Source organism: Variovorax sp. GW821-FHT09A10 (assembly GCF_059418385.1).
Map to the genome: position 1 here is coordinate 1,241,303 of NZ_JBWKPT010000001.1, position 22,003 is coordinate 1,263,305.

Sequence of the window (22,003 nt, forward strand, 5' to 3'; positions counted from 1 at the left end):
GGTTTGAGGTTCAGGCGGAGGGAATGGCGGACGCGAAGGCGTCGATGATGCGGCGGATGGGTTCGCGCTTGAGCTTGAGCGCGGCCTGGTTGACGACCAGCCGGGCGCTGATGTCCATGATGCGTTCCACCTCGACGAGGTGGTTGGCCTTGAGCGTGTTGCCGGTCGAGACCAGGTCGACGATGGCATCGGCCAGGCCCGTGAGCGGCGCCAGTTCCATGCTGCCGTAGAGCTTGATCAGGTCGACGTGCACGCCCTTGCTGGCGAAGAAGTCGCGCGCCAGGCCCACGTACTTGGTGGCCACGCGCAGGCGCGAGCCTTGCTTCACGGCCGAGGCGTAGTCGTAGTCGGCGCGCACGGCCACGCTGAGGCGGCAGGCGGCGATGCGCAGGTCCAGCGGCTGGTACAGGCCCTGGTTGCCGTGCTCGAGCAGCACGTCCAGGCCGGTCACGCCCAGGTCGGCGCCGCCGTACTGCACGTAGGTGGGCACGTCGGAAGCACGCACCAGCACCACGCGCACGTCGGGGCGGGTGGTGTCGAGGATGAGCTTGCGCGATTTCTCGGGGTCTTCGGTGACCTCGATGCCGGCGGCGGCCAGCAGGGGCATCGTCTCTTCGAAGATGCGGCCTTTGGAAAGAGCCAGGGTGATCATGCGGCGGCTCCGGTCACGCGTTCAATGTCGGCACCGAGGCCGCGCAGTTTCGATTCCATTCGGTCATAACCCCGGTCGAGGTGGTAGATGCGGTCGACCAGCGTCTCGCCCTCGGCCACGAGGCCGGCGATGACGAGGCTGGCGGAGGCGCGCAGGTCGGTGGCCATCACGGTGGCGCCCGAGAGCTGTTGCACGCCCTCGACCATCGCGACCTTGCCTTCGACGTGGATGCGCGCGCCCAGGCGCACCATCTCGTTCACGTGCATGAAGCGGTTCTCGAAGATGGTCTCGGTGACCATCGAGGCGCCGCGCGCGATCACGTTCAGGGCCATGAACTGGGCCTGCATGTCGGTGGGGAAGCCGGGGTATTCGGTGGTGCTGAAGCTCTGCGCCTTCAGGTGGTCGTACGCGGGGCCCAGCGAGCCGATGCGGATGCCGTCGGGCTCGGTCACGACGGTGCAGCCGGCGTCGCGCAGCTTGTCGATCACGGCGTCGAGGTGGTCGCCGCGCGCGTGGCGCAGGAAGGCCTCGCCGCCCGTGGCCGCCACGGCGCACAGGAAGGTGCCGGCCTCGATGCGGTCGGCCACCACGGCGTGCTCGCAGCCGTGCAGCTTCTCGACGCCCTGGATGCGGATGTGGCTGGTGCCGTGGCCTTCGATCTTGGCGCCCATGCGGATCAGCATTTCGGCCAGGTCGACGATCTCGGGCTCCTGCGCGGCGTTCTCGAGCAGCGTCTCGCCCTCGGCCAGCGCGGCGGCCATGAGGAAGTTCTCGGTGCCGGTGACGGTGACCATGTCGGTCAGGATGCGCGCGCCCTTCAGCCGCGTGCGGCCTTCGGGCAGGCGCGCGACCATGTAGCCGTGCTCGACCACGATCTCGGCGCCCATCGCCTGCAGGCCCTTGATGTGCTGGTCGACCGGCCGCGAGCCGATGGCGCAGCCGCCGGGCAGCGAGACCTTGGCATGGCCGAAGCGCGCCAGCAGCGGGCCGAGCGCCAGCACCGAGGCGCGCATGGTCTTCACCAGTTCGTAGGGGGCCTCGGGGTTGCCGAGCTCGCCGGCGTTCAGGCGCACGGTGCCGTTGTCGTCGGCCTCGGCCGTCACGCCCATGTTGCGCACCAGCTTGAGCATGGTCGACACGTCCTGCAGGCGCGGCACGTTGTGCAGCACCACGGGCTGGTCGGTCAGCAGCGCTGCGCACAGCTCGGGCAGCGCGGCGTTCTTGGCGCCGGAAATGAGCACTTCGCCGCGAAGCTCACGCCCGCCGCGAATCAGAAGTTTGTCCATGAAGGATCCAGCGAAATCAGGAGGCCCGCAGGGGCCGGAAAGTCATTTGTCCACGGCGGCCCATTCGGCCGGCGTGTAGGTCTTCATCGAGAGCGCATGCACCTCGTCGGTGTGCATTTTCGCACCGAGGGTGGCGTAGACCCGCTGGTGGCGCTGGATGGCGCGCTTGCCCTCGAATTCGGCCGAGACGATGGTCGCGTACCAATGTCGGCCGTCGCCCTCGAGCGTGATGTGCTCGCACGGCAGATGGGCAGCGATGATGGCTTGGAGTTCGTCAGCGGTCATGGGGTCTTGGAAGGCGGGATCAGCCGCGGATTTTGTAGCCGATGCGCAGCAGGTGAACGGCAATCGCGCTCACCACCAGCCAGGCGGAACCGACGATGCCGAAGCTCAGCCAGGGCGAAGCGTCGCTCACCCCGAAGAAGCCGTAGCGGAAGCCGTCGATCATGTAGAAGAAGGGGTTCAGGTGACTCACGCTCTGCCAGAACGGCGGCAGCGAGCCGATCGAATAGAACACGCCCGACAGGAAGGTCATGGGCATGATCAGGAAGTTCTGGAACACGGCCATCTGGTCGAACTTCTCGGCCCAGAGCCCGGCGATGAGGCCCAGCGTGCCCAGCATGGCCGAGCCCAGCAGCGCGAACACCAGGATCCACACCGGCGCCACGAAGCTCGGCACGGCGAAGAAGAAGGTCACGGCGAACACGCCCACGCCCACCGCCAGCCCGCGGATCACCGAGGAGCCCACGTAGGCGAAGAACCAGCCCCAGTGCGACAGCGGCGTGAGCAACACGAACACGAGGTTGCCCATGATCTTGCTCTGGATGATCGAGGACGAGCTGTTCGCGAACGCGTTCTGCAGCACGCTCATCATCACGAGGCCGGGGATCAGGAAGGCGGTGTAGCCCACGGAGCCGTAGACCGTGACGCGGCCTTCGAGCACGTGGCCGAACACCATGAGGTACAGCAGCGCGGTGAGCACCGGCGCGCCGACGGTCTGGAAGCCGACCTTCCAGAAGCGCAGCGTTTCCTTGTAGAACAGCGCTCGCCAACCGGTCACGGCCATCATCGCGACACCTCCAGCGGCGTCTGCTCGCCCGCCATCAGGTCGATGAACACGTCTTCCAGGTCGGCCTTGCGCATTTCCACGTCTTCCACCGCGACGCCGGCTTCGCGGATCGCGGCCAGCAGTTGTTCGACTTCATGCGCGTTCTGCGCCGGCAGCTGCACGATGCGCCCGGTGATGCGCGCGTGCTGGGCGATGGCCCAGGGCAGCATGGCGTCGGTCTTGAAGCGCAGCACGTTGCTCGCGGCCGACTTCAGCAGCTCGCTGGTGCGGTCCAGGGCGATCACCTTGCCGAGCTTGAGCATCGCGATGCGGCTGCACAGGGCCTCGGCCTCTTCGAGGTAATGGGTGGTGAGCAGCACGGTGCTGCCCTGCTTGTTGAGCTTGGCGACGAACTGCCAGAGCGTCTGGCGCAGCTCGACGTCGACGCCGGCCGTGGGCTCGTCGAGCACGATGACCGGCGGCTTGTGCACCAGCGCCTGCGCCACCAGCACGCGGCGCTTCATGCCGCCCGAGAGCTGGCGCATGTTGGCCGTGGCCTTGTCGGCCAGGCCCAGGCTCTGCAGCAGCTCGTCGATCCAGGCTTCGTTGTTCTTGATGCCGAAGTAGCCCGACTGGATGCGCAGCGACTCGCGCACGTTGAAGAAGGGGTCGAACACCAGCTCCTGCGGCACGATGCCGAGCTGGCGCCGGGCTTCGGCGTAGTCGCGCTGCACGTCGAAGCCGTGCACGCTGATCGCCCCCGCCGTGGGCCGCGACAGGCCCGCCAGCATGCTGATCAGGGTGGTCTTGCCCGCGCCGTTGGGGCCGAGCAGGCCGAAGAACTCGCCCGGCTCGATCTGGAAGGAAACCTCGTCGACCGCACGCAGCCCCTGCTTGCCTTGGGCGCGTTGCTGACGGGAGGGAGGGTAGGTCTTGGAGACCGACTGGAATGAGATCGCGGGCATGGGAGCCCGCGATTTTACGGGCGATGGGTTGTTCGGCGCTGTTCAGGGGTGAACGCGGGAAGCCGACCGTCCTAGGCATCGGCCCGGAGTTCACCCACAATCCCGCCGGTGCCGATTTTGCGCACCGCAACCGCCCATCGCGAGGAACGCCCATGAAGTGTTTGACCCGCAGTCCCCTCCCAACCGTTGCAGCCCTGCTCCTGGCGATGGTGCTGACCGCTTGCGGGGGAGGAGGTGGCGGTGGCGGCGGAGGTGGTGGTATCGGCCTTGGCCTCGGCGGCGGTGCTGGCGCTGGCGCAGGGGGTGGCACCGCCCCACCTTGCGCCTCATCTGCCGGTTCGGCCCAACTTCCGGCCCGCGATGCACTCATTGCGCGCGCCAAGTGCCTGGAGCTGGACACGCCCTACGTGCCGCCACCCGGCGATGTGCTGGAGCACAACACGTCCGGGTATGCCAAGGCCATGTGCTCGGCGGTCTTCATCACCGGACTCGATCCTGCAGTCGCCGCTGAAACCATCGGGTACTTCACGGGGCCGTACGAACAGCGCAAGAAGGTGGGCGCGCCAGTGGTCGACCGCACCAAGAAAGAGGTCCGCATCACGATGCCCAACGGCGGCCCGACGCTGGTGGCCCGCCACTTCGGCTCGCAGGGCTGCATCACACTGCCGCCCGGCAAGGACGACGTTTTCTTCACACCCGTCAATGTCAAGAGCGCGCTGGCCGACCCCACGACCGTGCCCTGGCCCATGGGCGATGTGCTGCCGAACGACCCGCCGCCCGCCGACGTCGACATGGCCAAGGTGAACCAGGCCATCGGCGCCGCCTTCGAAACGACGGAGGCCTACACCGCGGCCTTCGTGGTCACGCACAAGGGGCGGCTCATCGGCGAGCGCTACATGAGCGGCATCAGTGCGACAACGCCGCTCGAATCATGGTCGATGGGCAAGAGCGTCGTGGCCACGATGATGGGCGTGCTGATCAAGCAGGGCGTGTACAAGCTCGACCAGCCCGCGCCGATTCCCGAATGGCAAGGTGCCGGCGACGGCCGCCAGCAGATCCGCATTGCCGACATCCTGCGCATGTCCAGCGGGCTGCGCATCAAGGCCCCGGACGATCCGGACTTCGATCCCAACGGCACCTACCCCGATCACATCTACTACTACACGGGTCGGATCAACGCCTTCAACTACGCCGCGACCCGACCGCAGCAATGGCCACCCAACACGGTGGGCCGTTACCGCAACACCGATCCGGTGCTTGCCAACTACCTGGTCCGCCTTGCGGTCGAGAAGCGCGGCGAAGAGTACCTCTCGTTCCCGCAGCGCGCCGTCTTCGACAAGATCGGCATCCGCTCCATGGTGATCGAGACCGATCCCTACGGCAACTTCCTCACGCAAGGCTACGACTTCATGTCGGCTCGCGATTGGGCCCGGCTGGCCAATCTCTACCTGCAGGACGGTGTGTGGAACGGCGAGCGCATTCTTCCCGAGGGGTTCGTCAATTTCGTGAGCACGGCCGCACCGGCCTGGGCCGCGGACCAGCGCCCCATCTATGGGGGATTTTTCTGGATCAATGGAACGGGGGCGCTGGCGGCGCCGACGACGGCCTACTACATGCTCGGCGCAGGAGGCCAGTTCGTGCTCGTGATTCCGTCGCACGATCTTGTGGTCGTGCGCATCGGCCACTCGAAGGGGGAGCGATTCGCGACCCCGACCCTGAACAAGGCACTCGCGCTGCTGACCGCAGCAGTGCCACGCACGCGCTAGGGTGTCAGGGCGCGGCGGGCAAAAGGCCCGCGATGCCGTACAGCGCGGCCAGCTCGCGCAGGCGCGGCGACAGGCCCTTGACCGAGAACCCCCGGCCCAGCGCGCTCGATTCGCGCCGGCACTCGAGTAGCACCGCCAGCGCGGAGGAATCGAACTGGGCCAGCGCCGTGGCGTCGACCACGGTGGAGGTCGAGTCGGTCTGGCCCTTGAGCCCCTGCTGCAGCATGCGCATGCAGGCAGGAGCCTCGTCGTGGGTGAGTCGGGAGGGAAGGACCAGCATGGCGTGCGCCCGTCAGCCCTTGCCGTTGCCCTTGTTGCGCGCGGCCAGCGCGGCAATCAGGCCATCGATGCCGCTCTTGTTGATTTCCTGCGCGAACTGGGTGCGGTAGGTGTCGACCAGCCACACGCCCAGCACATTCAGGTTGTAGACCTTCCAGCCGGCGCCCTGCCCCGGCGTCTTTTCGAGGCGGTAGTCGAGCTGCACCGGATCGCCGCGGCCCTTGACCTCGGTGCGCACGAGCACGTCGGTGTCGGTGGGCGCGCCGCGGAACGGGCGAATGGTGACGGTCTGGTCGCTCACCTGGTCGAGCGCGCCGGCGTAGGTGCGCACCAGCAGGGTCTTGAACTCGTCCTGCAGGCGCTTTTGCTGCTCGGGCGTGGCCTGGCGCCAGGCCGGACCGACGGCCGAGGCGGTCATGCGCTGGAAGTTGACGTTGGGCATGATCTTGCTGTCGACCAGCAGCATGATCTTGTTGATGTCACCGGCCTTGATCGACGAATCGGCCTTGATGGTCTCGAGCACGTCGGTCGACAGGCGCTTGACGAGCGCGTCGGGGGCTTCGTCGGCCGCGTATGCGGGCTGGTGCACGAAGGCGGTGGCGGCGCCGAACAGCAGCGCGCCGGCCAATGCCAGGCGGCCCAGGTCGCGTCGTTGCAGCAAGATCTTGTTGTTCATGGTGAGTCCCTCAGGTTGAATTGTCTTCCCTGCACGGTGCAGCCAATGGCCCCGTGCTGAGACAGGAACGGTTTCGACAGGCGCCAGGCCGACCGGGTTCCTGAAGCGGAGGTGAAGCCTGCAACCGGATGCAAGCAGGCTTCCCGTCCGCCGCGCCGCCATCACTTGCCGGCGTTGTCGTCGTCCGGCGGGTTGCCGTCGTAGACTTGGTTGCGGCGGCGCTGCAGGAACGCATCGCGCGTGAACGAATACTTGTCGAGCGCGGCTTCGTCGAGCAGGCGGGTCGCGCCCAGGTAACGCGAGCGGGTGTCCACGATGCGCAGGACCGACAGAGAATTGCGCCAGGCGACATCGTGGATGTAGCCCTGTGCATCGCCATAGAGTTCAAGCGGCTTGGCCACTGTGTCACGCAACGTGGACGGTCCAAGCAGAGGCAGCACGACATAAGGACCGGCGCCCACGCCCCAGTAGCCCAGCGTCTGACCGAAATCTTCTTCGTGGCGCGGAATGCCTGCTTCCGTGGCCACGTCAAGCAGCCCGCCCAGCCCGAAGAAGGTGTTGACGTTCAGCCGCATGAAGGTCTCGGCGCTGTTCTGCAGCTTGAGCTGCGCCACGTTGTTGGCCAAGCTCCAGACGTCACCGATGTTGCTGAAGAAGTTGGTCACGCCCTGTCGCACCAGCGAGGGCACCACCTTCTGGTAGGTGCTGGCCACGGGCTCGAGCACCGCTTCGTCGACGGTGTCGTTGAAGCGCGTCACGCCACGGTTGAATGGCTCGAAAGGGTCGGCCGGGCTCGTCCCGGGTCCGGTGGCGCATCCGGCCACCAGCGCGAACCCGACGGTTGCGCCAGCCCAGCGGGCGGATTTCGCTACACTTTTAATAGCATTCGACGAAAAAAGTCGTGTGGTCATTTCTTGTTGGCTGTTCCCGGCGCCGTATTCCCCTCGGCGGCCTTGCTGTACAGGAACTGGCTGATCAGGTTCTCCAGCACCACGGCCGACTGAGTCGCGGTGATGGTGTCGCCGGCTTGCAGGTTCTTTTCCTCGGCGCCCGCCTCGATCCCGATGTACTGCTCGCCGAGCAGGCCACTGGTCAGGATCTTGAGCGAGCTGTCCTTGGGAAAACTGTAACGGTTTTGAAGCGCCAGCGTCACGTCCGCCTGAAAGGCCTTGTCGTTGAATGCGATGGATTCCACACGACCGACGACCACGCCGGCGCTCTTGACCGCCGTCTGGGGCTTGAGCCCGCCGATGTTGTCGAAACGCGCGGTGACCGTGTAGGTCTTCTGGAAGTTCAGGCTCAGCAGGTTGGCCGACTGCAGTGCCAGGAACAGCAGGGCAGCGCCGCCGATCAGCACGAACAGGCCGACCCAGATGTCGTTGGTGGAACGTTGCATGGTTTGCACTCTCTGTCTAGAACGATGGGGCCGGGGCCCCTTTAGATACTGAACATCATGGCGGTGAGCAAGAAATCGAGCCCCAAGACCGCCAGCGACGCCATCACCACGGTGCGCGTGGTGGCGCGCGACACGCCCTCGGGCGTCGGCTGGGCTTCGAAGCCCTGCAGCAGCGCGACGAAGGTCACGGTGAAACCGAACACGATGCTCTTGATGACGCCGTTGCCGACGTCGCGCCAGACGTCGACGCCGCCCTGCATCTGGCCCCAGAACGCGCCCGGGTCCACGCCCAGCATCATCACGCCCACGACGTAGCCACCCATGATGCCGACCGCGCTGAACACGGCCGCCAGCAGCGGCATGGTGATGACGCCAGCCCAGAAGCGCGGCGCAAGGATGCGCTGCACCGGGTCGACCGCCATCATTTCCATGGCACTCAATTGCTCGTTGGCTTTCATCAGGCCGATCTCGGCCGTCAGCGAAGTGCCGGCCCGACCGGTGAACAGCAGAGCCGCCACCACAGGACCGAGTTCGCGCACGAGGCTCAGCGCGACCAGCAGGCCGAGCGCTTCGGACGAGCCGTAGCGCTGCAGCGCGTAGTACATCTGCAGCCCGAGCACGAAGCCCACGAACAGCCCCGACACGCCGATGATCGCGAGCGAGTAGTTGCCCAGGAAATGGATCTGGTCACGCACCAGCCCGAAGCGGCGCATGATCTGCGCGCCCGGGCCGAGCAGCCGCAGGAAGAGTTTGGCGCCATGGCCCATGCCAGCCAATTGACTGCGCACGGCAAAGCCGATGTCGGCGGGCTTCCACCAGCTCATGAGCGTCCCCCTTCCCGGTTCCCGAAATCGTCTTGGATGCTGACGCCCGGGTAGTGGAAGCGCACAGGCCCGTCAGGCAGTGCGTTGACGAACTGGTGCACCAACGGATCGGCGCTTTCGCGCACCTCCTCGGGCCGCCCCTGCGCGGCGATGCCGCCGTTGGCCAGGACGATCACGTGGTCGGCGATGCGGAAGGTTTCTTCGAGGTCGTGCGACACGATGATGCTGGTGAGACCCAGCGCATCGTTGAGCTGACGGATCAGCCGCGCGGCCGTGCCGAGGGAGATCGGATCGAGCCCCGCAAAGGGCTCGTCGTACATGACGAGGTCGGGGTCGAGCGCGATCGCACGGGCCAGCGCCACGCGCCGCGCCATGCCGCCCGACACCTCACTGGGCATCAGGTCGCGCGCGCCGCGCAGGCCGACGGCGTCGAGCTTCATGAGCACGATGTCGCGCACCAGCGCTTCCGACAGCTGCGTGTGCTCGCGCAGCGGGAAGGCCACGTTGTCGAACACGCTGATGTCGGTGAACAGCGCGCCGAACTGGAACAGCATGCCCATGCGGCGCCGCGCCGCATACAGCGTGGCGACATCGAAGCGTCCGACATCCTTGCCGTCGAACAGCACCTCGCCGCGTTGGGCGCGTTGCTGGCCGCCGATCAGGCGCAGCACGGTGGTCTTGCCACCACCCGACGCCCCCATCAGTGCCGTCACCTTGCCTCGCGGCACGGAAAACGACACGCCGTCGAGGATCGCGCGCGCGCCGTAGCCGAACGAGACATCGCGGAATTCGACGAAGGAGGAAGACGGTGGTGTGGCTGGGTCCATCACAATAAAAAAGCCGGGCGCCTTCTCAGGCATCCCGGCATGCGGTTTCCGCGGATGATAACGGGGCCGCGAACGGCGCCGCTTCACTGAAACAAAAATCAGCGCGGTAAGTCGCTGAATCCCATCAAAAATTCGTCGACCGCGCGCGCCGCTTGACGTCCTTCGCGAATTGCCCACACCACCAGCGACTGGCCGCGGCGAATGTCACCGGCTGCAAACACTTTGGGCACATTCGTTGCATAGCCGCCGATGAAGTCGACCGTGGCGCGCGCGTTGCCGCGGGCGTCCTTCTCGACACCGAAGGCGTCGAGCACGGTGGCCACGGGGCTGATGAAGCCCATGGCCAGCAGCACGAGGTCGGCCTTGAGGATCTGCTCGCTGCCGGCCACTTCCTGCATCTTGCCGTCCTTCCATTCGACGCGAACGGTCTTCAGGCCGGTGACCTTGCCCTTTTCGCCGATGAACTCCTTGGTGGAGATGGCGAACTCGCGCTCGCAGCCTTCTTCGTGGCTGGAGCTGGTGCGCAGCTTGATCGGCCAGTAGGGCCAGGTCAGTGGACGGTTCTCCTCTTCGGGCGGCTGCGGCATCAGTTCGAACTGCGTGACGCTCACGGCGCCGTGGCGGTTGCTGGTGCCCACGCAGTCGGAGCCGGTGTCGCCGCCGCCGATCACGATCACGTGCTTGCCGTCGGCGCGCAGCTGGCCCTTGACCTTGTCGCCTGCGTTGACGCGGTTCTGCTGCGGCAGGAACTCCATCGCGAAGTGGATGCCGTCGAGGTCACGACCGGGCACGGGCAGGTCGCGCGACTGCTCGGCGCCGCCGGTGAGCACCACGGCGTCGAAGTCTTTCTGCAGCTGCTCGGGCGTGACGGTTTCCTTGGCCAGGTTGGTGACCTTGGAGCCCTTGCCCAGCGGATCTTTCGCGGCACCGACCATGACGCCGGTGCGGAAGGTCACGCCTTCGGCCTTCATCTGCTCGACGCGGCGATCGATGTGCGTCTTCTCCATCTTGAAGTCGGGAATGCCGTAGCGCAGCAGGCCGCCGATGCGGTCGTTCTTCTCGAACAGGGTCACGTCGTGGCCGACGCGCGCCAGTTGCTGCGCGGCGGCCATGCCGGCCGGGCCGGAGCCCACCACGGCGACCTTCTTGCCGGTCTTGTGCTTGGCGACGCGCGGCGCCACCCAGCCTTCGTCCCAGGCGCGGTCGATGATCGCGTGTTCCAGCGACTTGATGCCGACCGCGTCGTCGTTCACGTTGAGCACGCAGGCGGCCTCGCAGGGCGCGGGGCAGATGCGGCCGGTGAACTCGGGGAAGTTGTTGGTCGAGTCGAGCACCGCGAAGGCGTTCTGCCAGTCGTCGCGGTACACGAGGTCGTTGAAGTCCGGAATGATGTTGTTGACCGGGCAGCCGCTGTTGCAGAACGGCGTGCCGCAGTCCATGCAGCGTGCGCCCTGCACCTTGGCCTGGTCGGTGTTCAGGCCGACCACGAATTCCTTGTAGTGCTTGACGCGCTCTTCGACGGGCTTGTAGCCCTCTTCGACACGCTCATGCTCCATGAAGCCGGTGATTTTTCCCATCGTGCTGTCCTCTGTTCTTCGTATCTATGGCGCGCTCAAACGGCGGCCGTGGCGGGCGCGGCCAGTGCGTGCGGCTCGAGCCCCACGTGGGCGTTGTTGCCGCTGCTGGCCAGCTCGACCTGGCGGTCGTGCAGCTCGGCCAGGGCGCGCTTGTACTCGTTCGGGAACACCTTGACGAACTTGGTGCGCGACTCGGCCCAGTGGTCGAGCAGTTCGCGCGCGCGCTTGCTGCCGGTCCAGCGGTGGTGCTCTTCGAGCAGCTTCTTGAGCTGCGCTTCGTCGGTCTCGCCGCCGTGCCAGATCTTGCGATGCACGCTGGCGGTTTGCTCGGCCGAGGTCAGCACCTTGTCGAGCGACACCATCGAAAGGTTGCAGCGCGAGGCGAACTGGCCGTCTTCGTCGTAGACGAAGGCGACGCCGCCGCTCATGCCGGCCGCGAAGTTGCGGCCCGTCTTGCCAAGCACAGCCACCGTGCCGCCGGTCATGTATTCGCAGCCGTGGTCGCCAGTGCCTTCAATGACGGCCGTGGCACCCGAGAGGCGCACCGCAAAACGTTCGCCGGCCACGCCGCACAGGTAGGCCTCGCCCGTCGTCGCGCCGTACAGCGCGGTGTTGCCGACGATGGTGTTGCGCACCGCTTCGCCGCGGAAGTCGAGGCTGGGTCGCACCACCACGCGGCCGCCCGAGAGGCCCTTGCCGGTGTAGTCGTTGGCGTCGCCGATCAGGTACAGCGTGATGCCGCGTGCCAGGAAGGCGCCGAACGACTGGCCGCCCGTGCCTTCGAGCTGGATGCGGATCGAATCGTCGGGCAGACCCTGCGGATGCACCTTGGTCAGCGCGCCCGAGAGCATCGCGCCCACCGAGCGGTTGACGTTGCGCGCCACCTCGATGAACTGCACCTTCTCGCCCTTGTCGATGGCGGGACGCGACTTCTCGATGAGCTTCACGTCGAGCGCGCGCTCGAGGCCGTGGTCCTGGTTCTCGACATGGAAGCGCGGCACGTCGGCCGGCACGATCGGCAGCGCGAACAGGCGGCTGAAATCGAGGCCCGAAGCCTTCCAGTGTTCGATGCCCTTGCGCATGTCGAGCAGGTCGGCGCGACCGATCAGGTCGTCGAACTTGCGGATGCCCAGTTGGGCCATGATCTGGCGCACTTCTTCTGCAACGAAGAAGAAGTAGTTGACGACGTGCTCGGGCTTGCCCGAGAACTTCTTGCGCAGGATCGGGTCTTGCGTGGCCACGCCCACCGGGCAGGTGTTCAGGTGGCACTTGCGCATCATGATGCAGCCCTCGACCACCAGCGGTGCGGTGGCGAAGCCGAATTCGTCCGCGCCCAGCAGCGCGCCGATGGCGACGTCGCGGCCGGTCTTCATCTGACCATCGGCCTGCACGCGGATGCGGCTGCGCAGGCGGTTGAGCACCAGCGTCTGCTGCGTCTCGGCCAGGCCGATTTCCCACGGGCTGCCCGCATGCTTGATCGACGACCAGGGCGAGGCGCCCGTGCCGCCGTCATGGCCGGCGATCACGACGTGGTCGCTCTTGCACTTGGCCACGCCCGCGGCGATGGTGCCGACGCCGATTTCGCTCACCAGCTTCACACTGATGCTGGCGTGCGGCGCGGTGTTCTTCAGGTCGTGGATCAGCTGGGCCAGGTCCTCGATCGAGTAGATGTCGTGGTGCGGCGGGGGCGAGATGAGGCCCACGCCCGGCACGGCATAACGCTGCTTGCCGATGTACTCGGTGACCTTGCCGCCCGGGAGCTGACCGCCCTCGCCCGGCTTGGCACCTTGCGCCATCTTGATCTGGATCTGGTCGGCCGAGTGCAGGTACTCGGCGGTGACGCCGAAGCGGCCCGACGCGACCTGCTTGATGCGCGAACGCAGCGAGTCGCCGTCGTTCAGCTGCAGGTCGACCTCGACGTTGGCCGCGCCGATCACGCTCTTGAGCGTGTCGCCCTGCTTGATCGGGATGCCCTTCAGTTCGTTGCGGTAGCGCGCGGGGTCTTCACCGCCTTCGCCCGTGTTGCTCTTGCCGCCGATGCGGTTCATGGCAATGGCGAGCGTGGCGTGCGCCTCGGTGCTGATCGAGCCCAGCGACATCGCGCCGGTGGCGAAACGCTTGACGATCTCGGCGGCCGATTCGACTTCGTCCACCGGAATGGCCTTGGCCGGATCGATCTTGAACTCGAACAGGCCGCGCAGCGTGAGGTGGCGGCGGTTCTGGTCGTTGATGAGCTGCGCGTACTCCTTGTACGTGTTCCAGTTGTTGGAACGCGTGCTGTGCTGCAGCTTGGCGATGGCGTCGGGCGTCCACATGTGCTCTTCGCCGCGCGTGCGCCAGGCGTATTCGCCACCGGCGTCCAGCATATGGGCGAGCACGGGGTCGTCGCCGAAGGCGGCCTTGTGCATGCGGATGGCTTCTTCGGCGATCTCGAAGACGCCGATGCCTTCCACGCGGCTGGCCGTGCCGGTGAAGTACTTGTTCACCGTTTCGGTGTTCAGGCCGATGGCTTCGAACAGCTGGGCGCCGCAGTAGCTCATGTAGGTGCTGACACCCATCTTCGACATGATCTTCGACAGGCCCTTGCCGATGGCCTTGACGTAGTTGTAGACCGCCTTGTCGGCGCTCAGGTCGCCCGGCAGGTCGGCGTGCATGGCCGCCAGCGTTTCCATCGCGAGGTACGGGTGCACGGCTTCGGCGCCGTAGCCGGCGAGCACGCCGAAGTGATGCACTTCGCGCGCCGAACCGGTCTCGACCACGAGGCCGGCGGTGGTGCGCAAACCTTCGCGCACGAGGTACTGGTGCACGGCCGACAACGCCAGCACGGCGGGGATCGCGACTTGCGTCGGGCCCACGCCGCGGTCGCTCACGATCAGGATGTTGTGGCCGCCCTTGATGGCGTCGACCGCTTCGGCGCACAGCGAGGCCAGCTTGGCTTCGACGCCTTCATCGCCCCAGCCCAGCGGGTAGGTGATGTCGAGCACGTAGCTCTTGAACTTGCCCTGCGTGTAGGTGCCGATGTCGCGCAGCTTCGCCATGTCGGCGAAGTCGAGGATCGGCTGGCTCACTTCGAGCCGCATCGGCGGGTTGACCTGGTTGATGTCCAGCAGGTTCGGCTTGGGGCCGATGAAGGACACGAGCGACATCACGATCGCTTCGCGGATCGGGTCGATCGGCGGGTTCGTGACCTGCGCGAACAGCTGCTTGAAGTAGTTGTACAGCGGCTTGTTCTTGCTGGAGAGCACGGCCAGCGGACTGTCGTTGCCCATGGAGCCGATGCCTTCTTCGCCGGCCTGCGCCATCGGGCTCATCAGGAACTTGATGTCTTCCTGGGTGTAGCCGAAGGCCTGCTGGCGGTCGAGCAGCGCCACCTGGCTCACGGGAATCGCGGCCGGCTCGGCCTTGACGCTGTCGAGCTTGATGCGCAGGTTCTCGATCCACTGCTTGTAGGGCTTGCTGTTGGCGAGGGTGGACTTGACCTCCTCGTCGTCGATCATGCGGCCCTGCTCCAGGTCGATGAGGAACATCTTGCCGGGCTGCAGGCGCCACTTGCGCACGATCTTCTGCTCGGGCACGGGCAGCACGCCCGACTCCGAAGCCATGATGACCAGGTCGTCGTCGGTCACGCAGTAGCGCGAGGGACGCAGGCCATTGCGGTCGAGCGTGGCGCCGATCTGGCGGCCGTCGGTGAACACGATGGAGGCCGGGCCGTCCCACGGCTCGAGCATGGCGGCGTGGTACTCATAGAACGCGCGGCGGCGCGTGTCCATGGTGGCGTGCTGCTCCCAGGGCTCGGGAATCATCATCATCACGGCCTGGCTGATCGGGTAGCCGGCCATCGTCAGCAGCTCGAGGCAGTTGTCGAAGGTGGCGGTGTCGGACTGGCCGGCGAAGCTGATCGGGTAGAGCTTCTGCAGGTCGGCGCCGAGCACGGGCGACGACATGACGCCTTCGCGCGCCTTCATCCAGTTGTAGTTGCCCTTGACCGTGTTGATTTCGCCGTTGTGGGCGACATAGCGGTACGGGTGGGCCAGCGGCCACTCGGGGAAGGTGTTGGTCGAGAAGCGCTGGTGCACCAGGCCCAGGGCCGAGACGCAGCGCTTGTCCTGCAGGTCCAGGTAGTAGGTACCGACCTGGTCGGCCAGCAGCAGGCCCTTGTAGACCACGGTGCGGCTGGACATGCTCGGAACGTAGTATTCCTTGCTGTGCTTGAGCTTCAGGCGCTGGATGTTGGCGCTGGCGGTCTTGCGGATCACGTACAGCTTGCGCTCCAGCGCGTCCTGCACGATCACGTCGTTGCCGCGGCCGATGAAGATCTGGCGCAGCAGCGGTTCCTTTTCGCGCACGGTGGGCGACATGGGCATGTCGCGGTTGACCGGCACGTCGCGCCAGCCGAGCAGCACCTGGCCTTCGGCCTTGATGGCGCGTTCCATCTCTTGTTCGCAGGCTTCGCGCGAGGCGTGTTCCTTGGGCAGGAAGATCATGCCGACGCCGTATTCGCCGGGCGGGGGCAGAGTGACGCCCTGCTTGGCCATTTCTTCGCGGTACAGCAGGTCGGGCAGCTGGATCAGGATGCCCGCGCCGTCGCCCATCAGCTTGTCGGCGCCGACGGCGCCGCGGTGGTCGAGGTTCTCGAGGATCTTCAGGCCCTGCAGCACGATGGCGTGGCTCTTCTCGCCCTTGATATGGGCGACGAAGCCGACGCCGCAGGCGTCGTGCTCATCGGCACCGGAATACAGACCGTGTTCTTGGAGGTGTTGAATCTCGGCAGCCGTCGTCATGGCGCGCTCCTTCAGTTTTCGCAGGGAAAGGGAGCATATTGCGATGCACAAAGAATGCCAAACACTTTAATAGGGGTCAGATTCCTATTAAATCTTGAGTTTTCTTGTCAGAATTAAATTGGGGACACATCAAAAATAGAAGCACAAACTCCAACACATATGCGGCACTCCGCTGTTTTCAGTCTTGATCTTTGGGGGATGCAGGCGGCCGGCCGGCCTTGGCCTTGATGACGCGGCGCTCGGTGGACTTCTGCAAAGTGTCCAAAAAGTCACCATCGCCGGCCGCCCAGCCGCGCAGCGTGGCGTCGGTCAGGGCCTGCTGATCGGCTGCGCGGACACCGCCACGCACCAGTTCGGCATACGCCGCCTCCCGCGCGAAGGGCGTGTTGCCGAGTTCCCAGTACAGCGGATGCGGCGTCAGCAGGCGGTCCTGCCGCAGGCCGGCGTAGTGCCCGTGGCTGGACCAGGGAAAGTCGCGCGCCTCGGCGACCACCCCGGCGCGCACCGGGTTCAGGTCGATGTAGGCCATGCAGGTCAGCAGGTAGCGCTCGGTCTGGATCAGTGTCGATCTGTAGCGCCCTTCCCACAAGGTGCCGCTGCGGCCGTGGCGGTCGTTGAAGTAGCGCACGTAGCTGCGCCCGACCGACTGCATGAACTGCGGCAGGCCCGTGGTGCTGTCGGGCGTGGCCAGCAGGTGGAAGTGGTTGTCCATCAGCACGTAAGCATGCAGCGCAATGCCGAAGCGCGCGGCGTTCTCGGCCAGCAGGCCGAGCAGCTTCTCGTGGTCGGCGCGGTCGACGAAGATCGGCTGGCGGTTGTTGCCGCGCTGGATCACGTGGTGCGGCATGCCGGCCAGCGTGAGACGGGGGAGACGGGCCATGGTGACGGTGGACGACGCCGTCCGGGTACTTAATCGGCGAGGCGGAAGCGCGTGTCGCCCAGCGTGTCGAGCCCGAACTGCGCCAGCAGCTCGCGCAGCCGCGTCGCCGCACTCGCCTTGCGCTGGCCGGTGTAGCGCGCCAGGATCAGCTCGTTCTTCATGCTGTGCTCCCAGCCGACGAGCTCGGTGACGGTGACGCTGTAGCCGTTGGCTTCCAGGTACAGGCAGCGCAACACGTTGGTGAGCTGGCTGCCGATCTCGCGCGTGTGCAGCGGATGGCGCCACAGCTCGGCCAGCGGCGTGCGCGACAGGGCCAGCGCCTTGGTCTCGCGCAAGCAGGCCGCCACTTCGGCCTGGCAGCAGGGCACGAGCACCATGCAGCGCGCCTTCTTGGCGAGGCCGAAGGCGATGGCGTCGTCGGTGGCGGTGTCGCAGGCGTGCAGCGCGGTGACCACGTCGATCTGCGCCGGCAGTTCGCTCGCCTGCGCCGACTCGGCCACGGTGAGGTTCAGGAACGACATGCGCCCGAAGCCCAGCTGCTGCGCCAGCGCGCGGGAGCGTTCGACCAGCTCGCTGCGCGTCTCGATGCCATAGACATGCCCGCCCTGCCGCGCGCGGAAGAACAGGTCGTAGATGATGAAGCCGAGGTACGACTTGCCCGCCCCATGGTCGGCCAGCGTGGCCTCGGCGCCCTCGCCCGGCAGCTCGCGCAGCAGCTGCTCGATGAACTGGAACAGGTGGTAGACCTGCTTGAGCTTGCGCCGTGAATCCTGGTTGAGCCGGCCTTCGCGCGTGAGGATGTGCAGCTCCTTAAGGAGCTCGACGGACTGGCCCGGCCGCAGGACTTCGGCCAATTCGGCCTCGGCCTTCGCGGCTTTATTGGTGGGATGGGCTTTCGCGGGACGGGGCATGGTGTTCTTGTTGTTCATGGCGTGGCGCTTCCCGGGCCGACATCGAGCGCAGCCCAGCCGGCCGGGCCCAGGGCTTCGAGCGTCTCGATGTTGCGCTCGAAGATCGCCTCGGCCTCGGGAAAGGCCTCGACCGCGCGGTCCATGCTGTCTTCGCGCAGCAGGTGCAGCGTGGGGTACGGCGCGCGGTTGGTGGCGTTGGTGATGTCGTCGGCCTCGGTGCCGGCGAACTGGAAATGCGGATGGAAGCTGGCGAGCTGCAGCACGCCGTCGAAGCCCGCGCGGGCCAGCTTGCGCTCGGCGCGCTCCGTGAAATCGTTGAAGTCGAGAAAGTCCGCCAGCGTATGGGGGACGATCAGCAAGGTGGTGTCGCGCACCTCGGCGTCGAGCGCCACGAGCGCGCGGGCTTCGGCCAGCAGCGCATCGATCAGGCGGCCTTCGTGGGTGTCGAGGTAGGTGACGTAGTGGATCTGGCCCTTCACATGCACCGCCTTGGCGAAGGGGCACAGGTTGAGGCCGATCACGGCGCGTTCGAGCCAGCGACGGGTGTCGGCTTCGGCTTGTGCGGTTTCAATGATAGTTGGCTCGTTCATGGCGTGGCCTCCGCGAGCTTGCGAATGCGCCCGAGCCGCGTGGCGATCGCCATGCCCGCGAGCGAGCAGGCCAGCGTGGCGGTCCAGGTCCAGTGCCAGCCACCGACGCGGTGCGCCACCCAGGCCACCGCGGGCGGCGCCAGGAACTGGCCAAGCGACGACGCCTGCTGCATCAGGCCGACAGTGGTCGAGACGGTGCTCGGCCCCGGCGCCAGCCGCACGCCCAGCAGGAAGAGCGTCGCCGGCACCATGCCGCCGCCGAGCGAAAAAGCACAGATCGCGGCGTAGCGCAACGCGGGCGGCAGGCCCAGCGCCTCGGCGCCCTGCCCCACCTGCGCGAAGGCAGCGACTCCGCCCAACGCCATGGCCAGGAAGCCCCATTGCAGCAGGCGCTCGGGCGCCACGCCGCGTTGCAGCCAACGGCCGCCCATGAGGTTGCCGACGATGTTCATCGCCGCGGCCAGCGCGGTCAGCACCGCACTCCAGGCGGCTGGCACCTTCGCATCGGCATAGATGGCGGGAAGAAAACCGATCACGGCCATCCACTGGGACGAGTACACGGCGAAGGTCAGCGCGATCAGCCACGGCGCGCGCGCACCGACCGTCTCGCGCAGCCGCGAGACCCAGCCGGACGATGCGGGCTGCAGACTCGCCCCGGCCACGCGGGCCCGGTCGCGCGGCACCGCCAGCCATACCCAGAGCGCCGCGCCCGCCGACACCAGCGACAGCGTCCACCACCAGTCGGCCCATCCGCCCCAGGCGATCAGGGCCGGCCCAACGAGCAGCGCGAGCGCCACACCCAGCGGCATGTAGGCGCCCCACAGGCCCAGCGCCGCCTTGTCGGCGCCCGCCGGTGTCAGTGCGCGGATGAGCCCCGGGCCGGGCATCACCGCCATCAGGAAGCCGATACCTTCGGCCGCACGCAACACGAACAGCCACAGCACCGCATGCGACCCGCCCAGCAGGCCGGTGCCGACGGCGCCCCCAAGCAAGCTGGCCACTGTCAGCACCGCCAGTCCAGTCAGCATGCTGCGGCGCAGGCCAATGGTGTCGGCCGCGAGCCCGGCCATCAGCCCCAGGGTCATGCTCGCCACCTGCACCAGCGAGAGCAGGAAGCCCGCCTCGACCAGGTCGATGCCGAGCGACGCCTGCAGCGCCGGCACGGCGGGCGGCAACTTGCCCAGGTGCAACGCGGCGCTGACGCCGCCCAACACGACGGCGAAGGCGGCGGCGGGCACGCGGGCCGACGTGCTGTTCGAGCGCACGGCTGCCGTCATGCGATGCCTCGGCGGCCGGTCAGCCGCTCGTGTTCGCGCATGGCGAAGCGGTCGGTCATGCCGGCGATGTAGTCGGCCACGGCACGGTGCCGATCGCGGCGCTCGGCGTACGACGTGGGCATCTCTGTGCCGCGCGCCAGGTAGGCGTCGAACAGCCCGCGCACGACCTCGCTCGCCTGATCGGTGGTCTGCGTGACCTGCGGGTGGCGGTAAAGGTTGCGGAACAGGAACTGCTTGAGCGCCTCCGACTGCGCCTGCATGGCGCCGCTGAAGGCCACCAGCGGCGGCGCCTGGCGCACCGCATCGGCATCGACGGGGCCCAGCGCCTCGATGGCCGCGCGTGTCGTGTCGATCACGTCGTAGACCTGCGCGCTGAGCATGCGGCGGATGGCTTCATAGAGCACGCGCCGGCCCTGGCCCTGCAGCTGCGGATGCTCGGCCAACGCCTCGCGGCGGTAGCGATCGAACAACTCGACGTCGGCCAGCTGCTCGACGCTGATGAGGCCCGAGCGCACGCCGTCATCGATGTCGTGGGCGTTGTAGGCGATGGCGTCGGCGAGGTTGCACAACTGTGCCTCCAGCCCCGGCTGCGTGCGATCGAGAAAGCGGCGGGCCACGCCCTGCGGCTCGGCGGCCTCGATACGCTCGGCGTTGGCGCGCGAGCAGTGCTTGAGAATGCCCTCGCGGGTCTCGAAGCTGAGGTTCAGGCCGTCGTATTGCGGGTAGCGGTGCTCCAGCGCATCGACCACGCGCAGGCTCTGCAGGTTGTGTTCGAAGCCGCCGTGTTCGGCCATGCAGGCGTTGAGCGCGTCCTGGCCCGCGTGGCCGAAGGGCGTGTGGCCGAGGTCGTGGGCCAGCGCGATCGCCTCGACCAGGTCTTCGTTGAGGCGCAGCGCGCGCGCAATGGAACGACCCAGCTGCGCGACTTCGAGAGAATGCGTGAGCCGCGTGCGGAACAGGTCGCCTTCGTGGTTCAGGAAGACCTGGGTCTTGTAGACCAGCCGGCGGAAGGCCGTGGAATGGACGATGCGGTCGCGGTCGCGCTGGAAGGCATCGCGCGTGGGCGCGGGCGGCTCCGCGTGGCGCCGTCCGCGCGAGCGCGCGGGGTGGCAGGCGTACGCCGCAAGGCTCATGCCGCGCAGCACTGCGCGAGCACGTCGCGCACCATCGCGTCGGGCGCGCTGCGCACGACGGCGGAGCCGGGTCGGTCGATCACGACGAAGCGGATCTCGCCGGCTTCGGATTTCTTGTCGACGCGCATCAGCTCGAGGTAGCGCTCGGCCCCCAGCGCCGGCCCCACGGTGGGCAGGCCGGCACGCTCGATCAGGCGAGTGAGCCGCGCGACGAAGGCCGCGTCGACGCCGCCCAGCCGCTGCGACAGCTGCGCCGCCATGACCATCCCGCAACCGACGGCTTCGCCGTGCAGCCACTCGCCGTAGCCCAGGCCCGACTCGATGGCATGGCCGAAGGTGTGGCCGAAATTGAGGATGGCGCGCAGGCCGGTCTCGCGCTCGTCCTGGCCGACCACCAGCGCCTTGATCTCGCAGCTGCGCTTCACGGCATGGGCCAGCGCGGCCGGGTCGCGCGCCACCAGCGCTTCGATGTTCGCTTCGATCCAGTCAAAGAAGGCCATGTCGTAGATCGGGCCGTACTTGATAACCTCGGCCAAGCCGGCGCTCAGCTCCCGCGGGGGCAGCGTCTGCAGCGTGTCCAGGTCGCACAGCACGACCTGCGGCTGGTAGAACGCGCCGATCATGTTCTTGCCCAGCGGGTGGTTGATGGCCGTCTTGCCACCCACCGAGGAGTCGACCTGCGCCAACAGCGTGGTCGGCACCTGCACGAAGGGCACGCCGCGCATGTAGCTGGCGGCGGCGAAGCCGGTCATGTCGCCCACCACCCCGCCGCCGAGCGCGAACAGCACCGTCTTGCGGTCGCTGCCGTGGCCCAGGAGGGTGTCGAAGATCAGGTTGAGCGTCTCGAGGTTCTTGTACGCCTCGCCGTCGGGCAACTCGAGCAGGTGGACCGTGCGGAAGCGGCCGGCCAGCACGGTTTGCAGGGCCCGGGCGTAGAGCGGCGCCACGGTGGTGTTGCTGACGATCAATGCGCTCGCGGCCGCAGGAACGACGCCGAAGCTGGCGGGGTTTTCCAGCAGGCCACCGCCGATCAGGATCGGGTAGCTGCGCTCGCCGAGCTGGATCTCGACGCGTTCGGGCTGTGGCGGGGCGGAAAGTGCGGACGAAACGGACAGGGACATGGCCGCGAGTTTAG

The 22,003-nt window shown here is 67.1% G+C and carries 20 protein-coding genes; 1 reads left to right on the forward strand and 19 read right to left on the reverse strand.

The features are described from left to right. Positions 1–10: 10 nt before the first annotated feature. From hisG to AC07Q9_RS05985, 5 genes are read right to left on the reverse strand one after another with little or no spacing between them, the layout of a single operon-like run. A complete protein-coding gene (gene hisG / locus AC07Q9_RS05965; protein WP_062471702.1) occupies positions 11–652 on the reverse strand; it encodes an ATP phosphoribosyltransferase in 642 nt (213 codons plus the stop codon). Beyond that, positions 649–1,938, reverse strand: coding sequence for a UDP-N-acetylglucosamine 1-carboxyvinyltransferase (murA, locus tag AC07Q9_RS05970; protein ID WP_495307988.1), 1,290 nt, complete (start codon positions 1,936–1,938; stop codon positions 649–651). The genes hisG and murA overlap by 4 nt, the downstream gene beginning before the upstream one ends. A gap of 42 nt (positions 1,939–1,980) precedes the next feature. Continuing rightward, positions 1,981–2,223: a BolA family protein gene (locus AC07Q9_RS05975; RefSeq protein WP_062471708.1), complete on the reverse strand. Its 243-nt coding sequence runs from the start codon at positions 2,221–2,223 to the stop codon at positions 1,981–1,983. 19 nt (positions 2,224–2,242) lie between these two features. Continuing rightward, the gene (locus AC07Q9_RS05980; protein WP_495308231.1) at positions 2,243–2,998 is read right to left on the reverse strand and encodes an ABC transporter permease; all 756 of its coding nucleotides are present in this window, start codon (positions 2,996–2,998) and stop codon (positions 2,243–2,245) included. A 5-nt stretch (positions 2,999–3,003) separates the two neighbouring features. Continuing rightward, positions 3,004–3,951, reverse strand: a complete 948-nt coding sequence (locus AC07Q9_RS05985; RefSeq protein WP_070059934.1) for an ABC transporter ATP-binding protein — start codon at positions 3,949–3,951, stop codon at positions 3,004–3,006. Positions 3,952–4,103: 152 nt separating this feature from the next. On the opposite strand from AC07Q9_RS05985, the gene AC07Q9_RS05990 reads away from it, so the two are divergent. Further along, entirely contained in the window at positions 4,104–5,717 is a 1,614-nt protein-coding gene (locus tag AC07Q9_RS05990; protein WP_495307990.1) for a serine hydrolase domain-containing protein, read from the forward strand. 4 nt (positions 5,718–5,721) lie between these two features. Here AC07Q9_RS05990 and AC07Q9_RS05995 read toward each other — a convergent pair whose 3' ends face one another. The 14 genes from AC07Q9_RS05995 to aroB all read right to left on the reverse strand — a co-directional run bounded on the left by AC07Q9_RS05995 (position 5,722) and on the right by aroB (position 21,989). Next, positions 5,722–5,997, reverse strand: coding sequence for an STAS domain-containing protein (locus AC07Q9_RS05995; RefSeq protein ID WP_119554261.1), 276 nt, complete (start codon positions 5,995–5,997; stop codon positions 5,722–5,724). Between the two features lie 12 nt (positions 5,998–6,009). Next, complete coding sequence (locus AC07Q9_RS06000) at positions 6,010–6,672, reverse strand: MlaC/ttg2D family ABC transporter substrate-binding protein (RefSeq protein ID WP_354347910.1); 663 nt, start codon at positions 6,670–6,672, stop codon at positions 6,010–6,012. A 161-nt stretch (positions 6,673–6,833) separates the two neighbouring features. After that, entirely contained in the window at positions 6,834–7,583 is a 750-nt protein-coding gene (locus AC07Q9_RS06005; RefSeq protein ID WP_495307993.1) for an MlaA family lipoprotein, read from the reverse strand. Further along, a complete protein-coding gene (mlaD, locus tag AC07Q9_RS06010; RefSeq protein ID WP_062471729.1) occupies positions 7,580–8,068 on the reverse strand; it encodes an outer membrane lipid asymmetry maintenance protein MlaD in 489 nt (162 codons plus the stop codon). Before mlaD ends, AC07Q9_RS06005 begins: the two co-directional genes overlap by 4 nt. 41 nt (positions 8,069–8,109) lie before the next feature. Next, positions 8,110–8,892, reverse strand: a complete 783-nt coding sequence (gene mlaE, locus AC07Q9_RS06015) for a lipid asymmetry maintenance ABC transporter permease subunit MlaE (RefSeq protein ID WP_495307996.1) — start codon at positions 8,890–8,892, stop codon at positions 8,110–8,112. Next, on the reverse strand, positions 8,889–9,752 hold the full coding sequence (locus AC07Q9_RS06020; RefSeq protein WP_489058979.1) for an ABC transporter ATP-binding protein: 864 nt from the start codon (positions 9,750–9,752) through the stop codon (positions 8,889–8,891). The genes mlaE and AC07Q9_RS06020 overlap by 4 nt, the downstream gene beginning before the upstream one ends. A 65-nt stretch (positions 9,753–9,817) precedes the next feature. Next, positions 9,818–11,296 carry a glutamate synthase subunit beta gene (locus AC07Q9_RS06025; protein ID WP_495307999.1) on the reverse strand — a complete coding sequence of 493 codons (1,479 nt, stop codon included), beginning with the start codon at positions 11,294–11,296 and terminating at the stop codon, positions 9,818–9,820. Between the two features lie 35 nt (positions 11,297–11,331). Further along, positions 11,332–16,077, reverse strand: a complete 4,746-nt coding sequence (locus AC07Q9_RS06030; protein ID WP_495308001.1) for a glutamate synthase-related protein — start codon at positions 16,075–16,077, stop codon at positions 11,332–11,334. A gap of 178 nt (positions 16,078–16,255) precedes the next feature. Next, entirely contained in the window at positions 16,256–16,957 is a 702-nt protein-coding gene (locus AC07Q9_RS06035) for a transposase (RefSeq protein WP_495308003.1), read from the reverse strand. Between the two features lie 29 nt (positions 16,958–16,986). Next, positions 16,987–17,868 (reverse strand): class I SAM-dependent methyltransferase, encoded by an 882-nt coding sequence (locus AC07Q9_RS06040; protein WP_159278667.1) that lies wholly within the window; start codon positions 17,866–17,868, stop codon positions 16,987–16,989. A 14-nt stretch (positions 17,869–17,882) separates the two neighbouring features. Continuing rightward, entirely contained in the window at positions 17,883–18,458 is a 576-nt protein-coding gene (locus tag AC07Q9_RS06045) for a DUF1415 domain-containing protein (RefSeq protein ID WP_495308005.1), read from the reverse strand. Then, a complete protein-coding gene (locus tag AC07Q9_RS06050) occupies positions 18,455–19,735 on the reverse strand; it encodes an MFS transporter (RefSeq protein WP_495308007.1) in 1,281 nt (426 codons plus the stop codon). Before AC07Q9_RS06050 ends, AC07Q9_RS06045 begins: the two co-directional genes overlap by 4 nt. Continuing rightward, complete coding sequence (locus AC07Q9_RS06055; RefSeq protein WP_495308010.1) at positions 19,732–20,868, reverse strand: deoxyguanosinetriphosphate triphosphohydrolase; 1,137 nt, start codon at positions 20,866–20,868, stop codon at positions 19,732–19,734. Before AC07Q9_RS06055 ends, AC07Q9_RS06050 begins: the two co-directional genes overlap by 4 nt. Next, positions 20,865–21,989, reverse strand: a complete 1,125-nt coding sequence (gene aroB, locus AC07Q9_RS06060; RefSeq protein WP_495308012.1) for a 3-dehydroquinate synthase — start codon at positions 21,987–21,989, stop codon at positions 20,865–20,867. Before aroB ends, AC07Q9_RS06055 begins: the two co-directional genes overlap by 4 nt. Positions 21,990–22,003 lie beyond the last annotated feature (14 nt).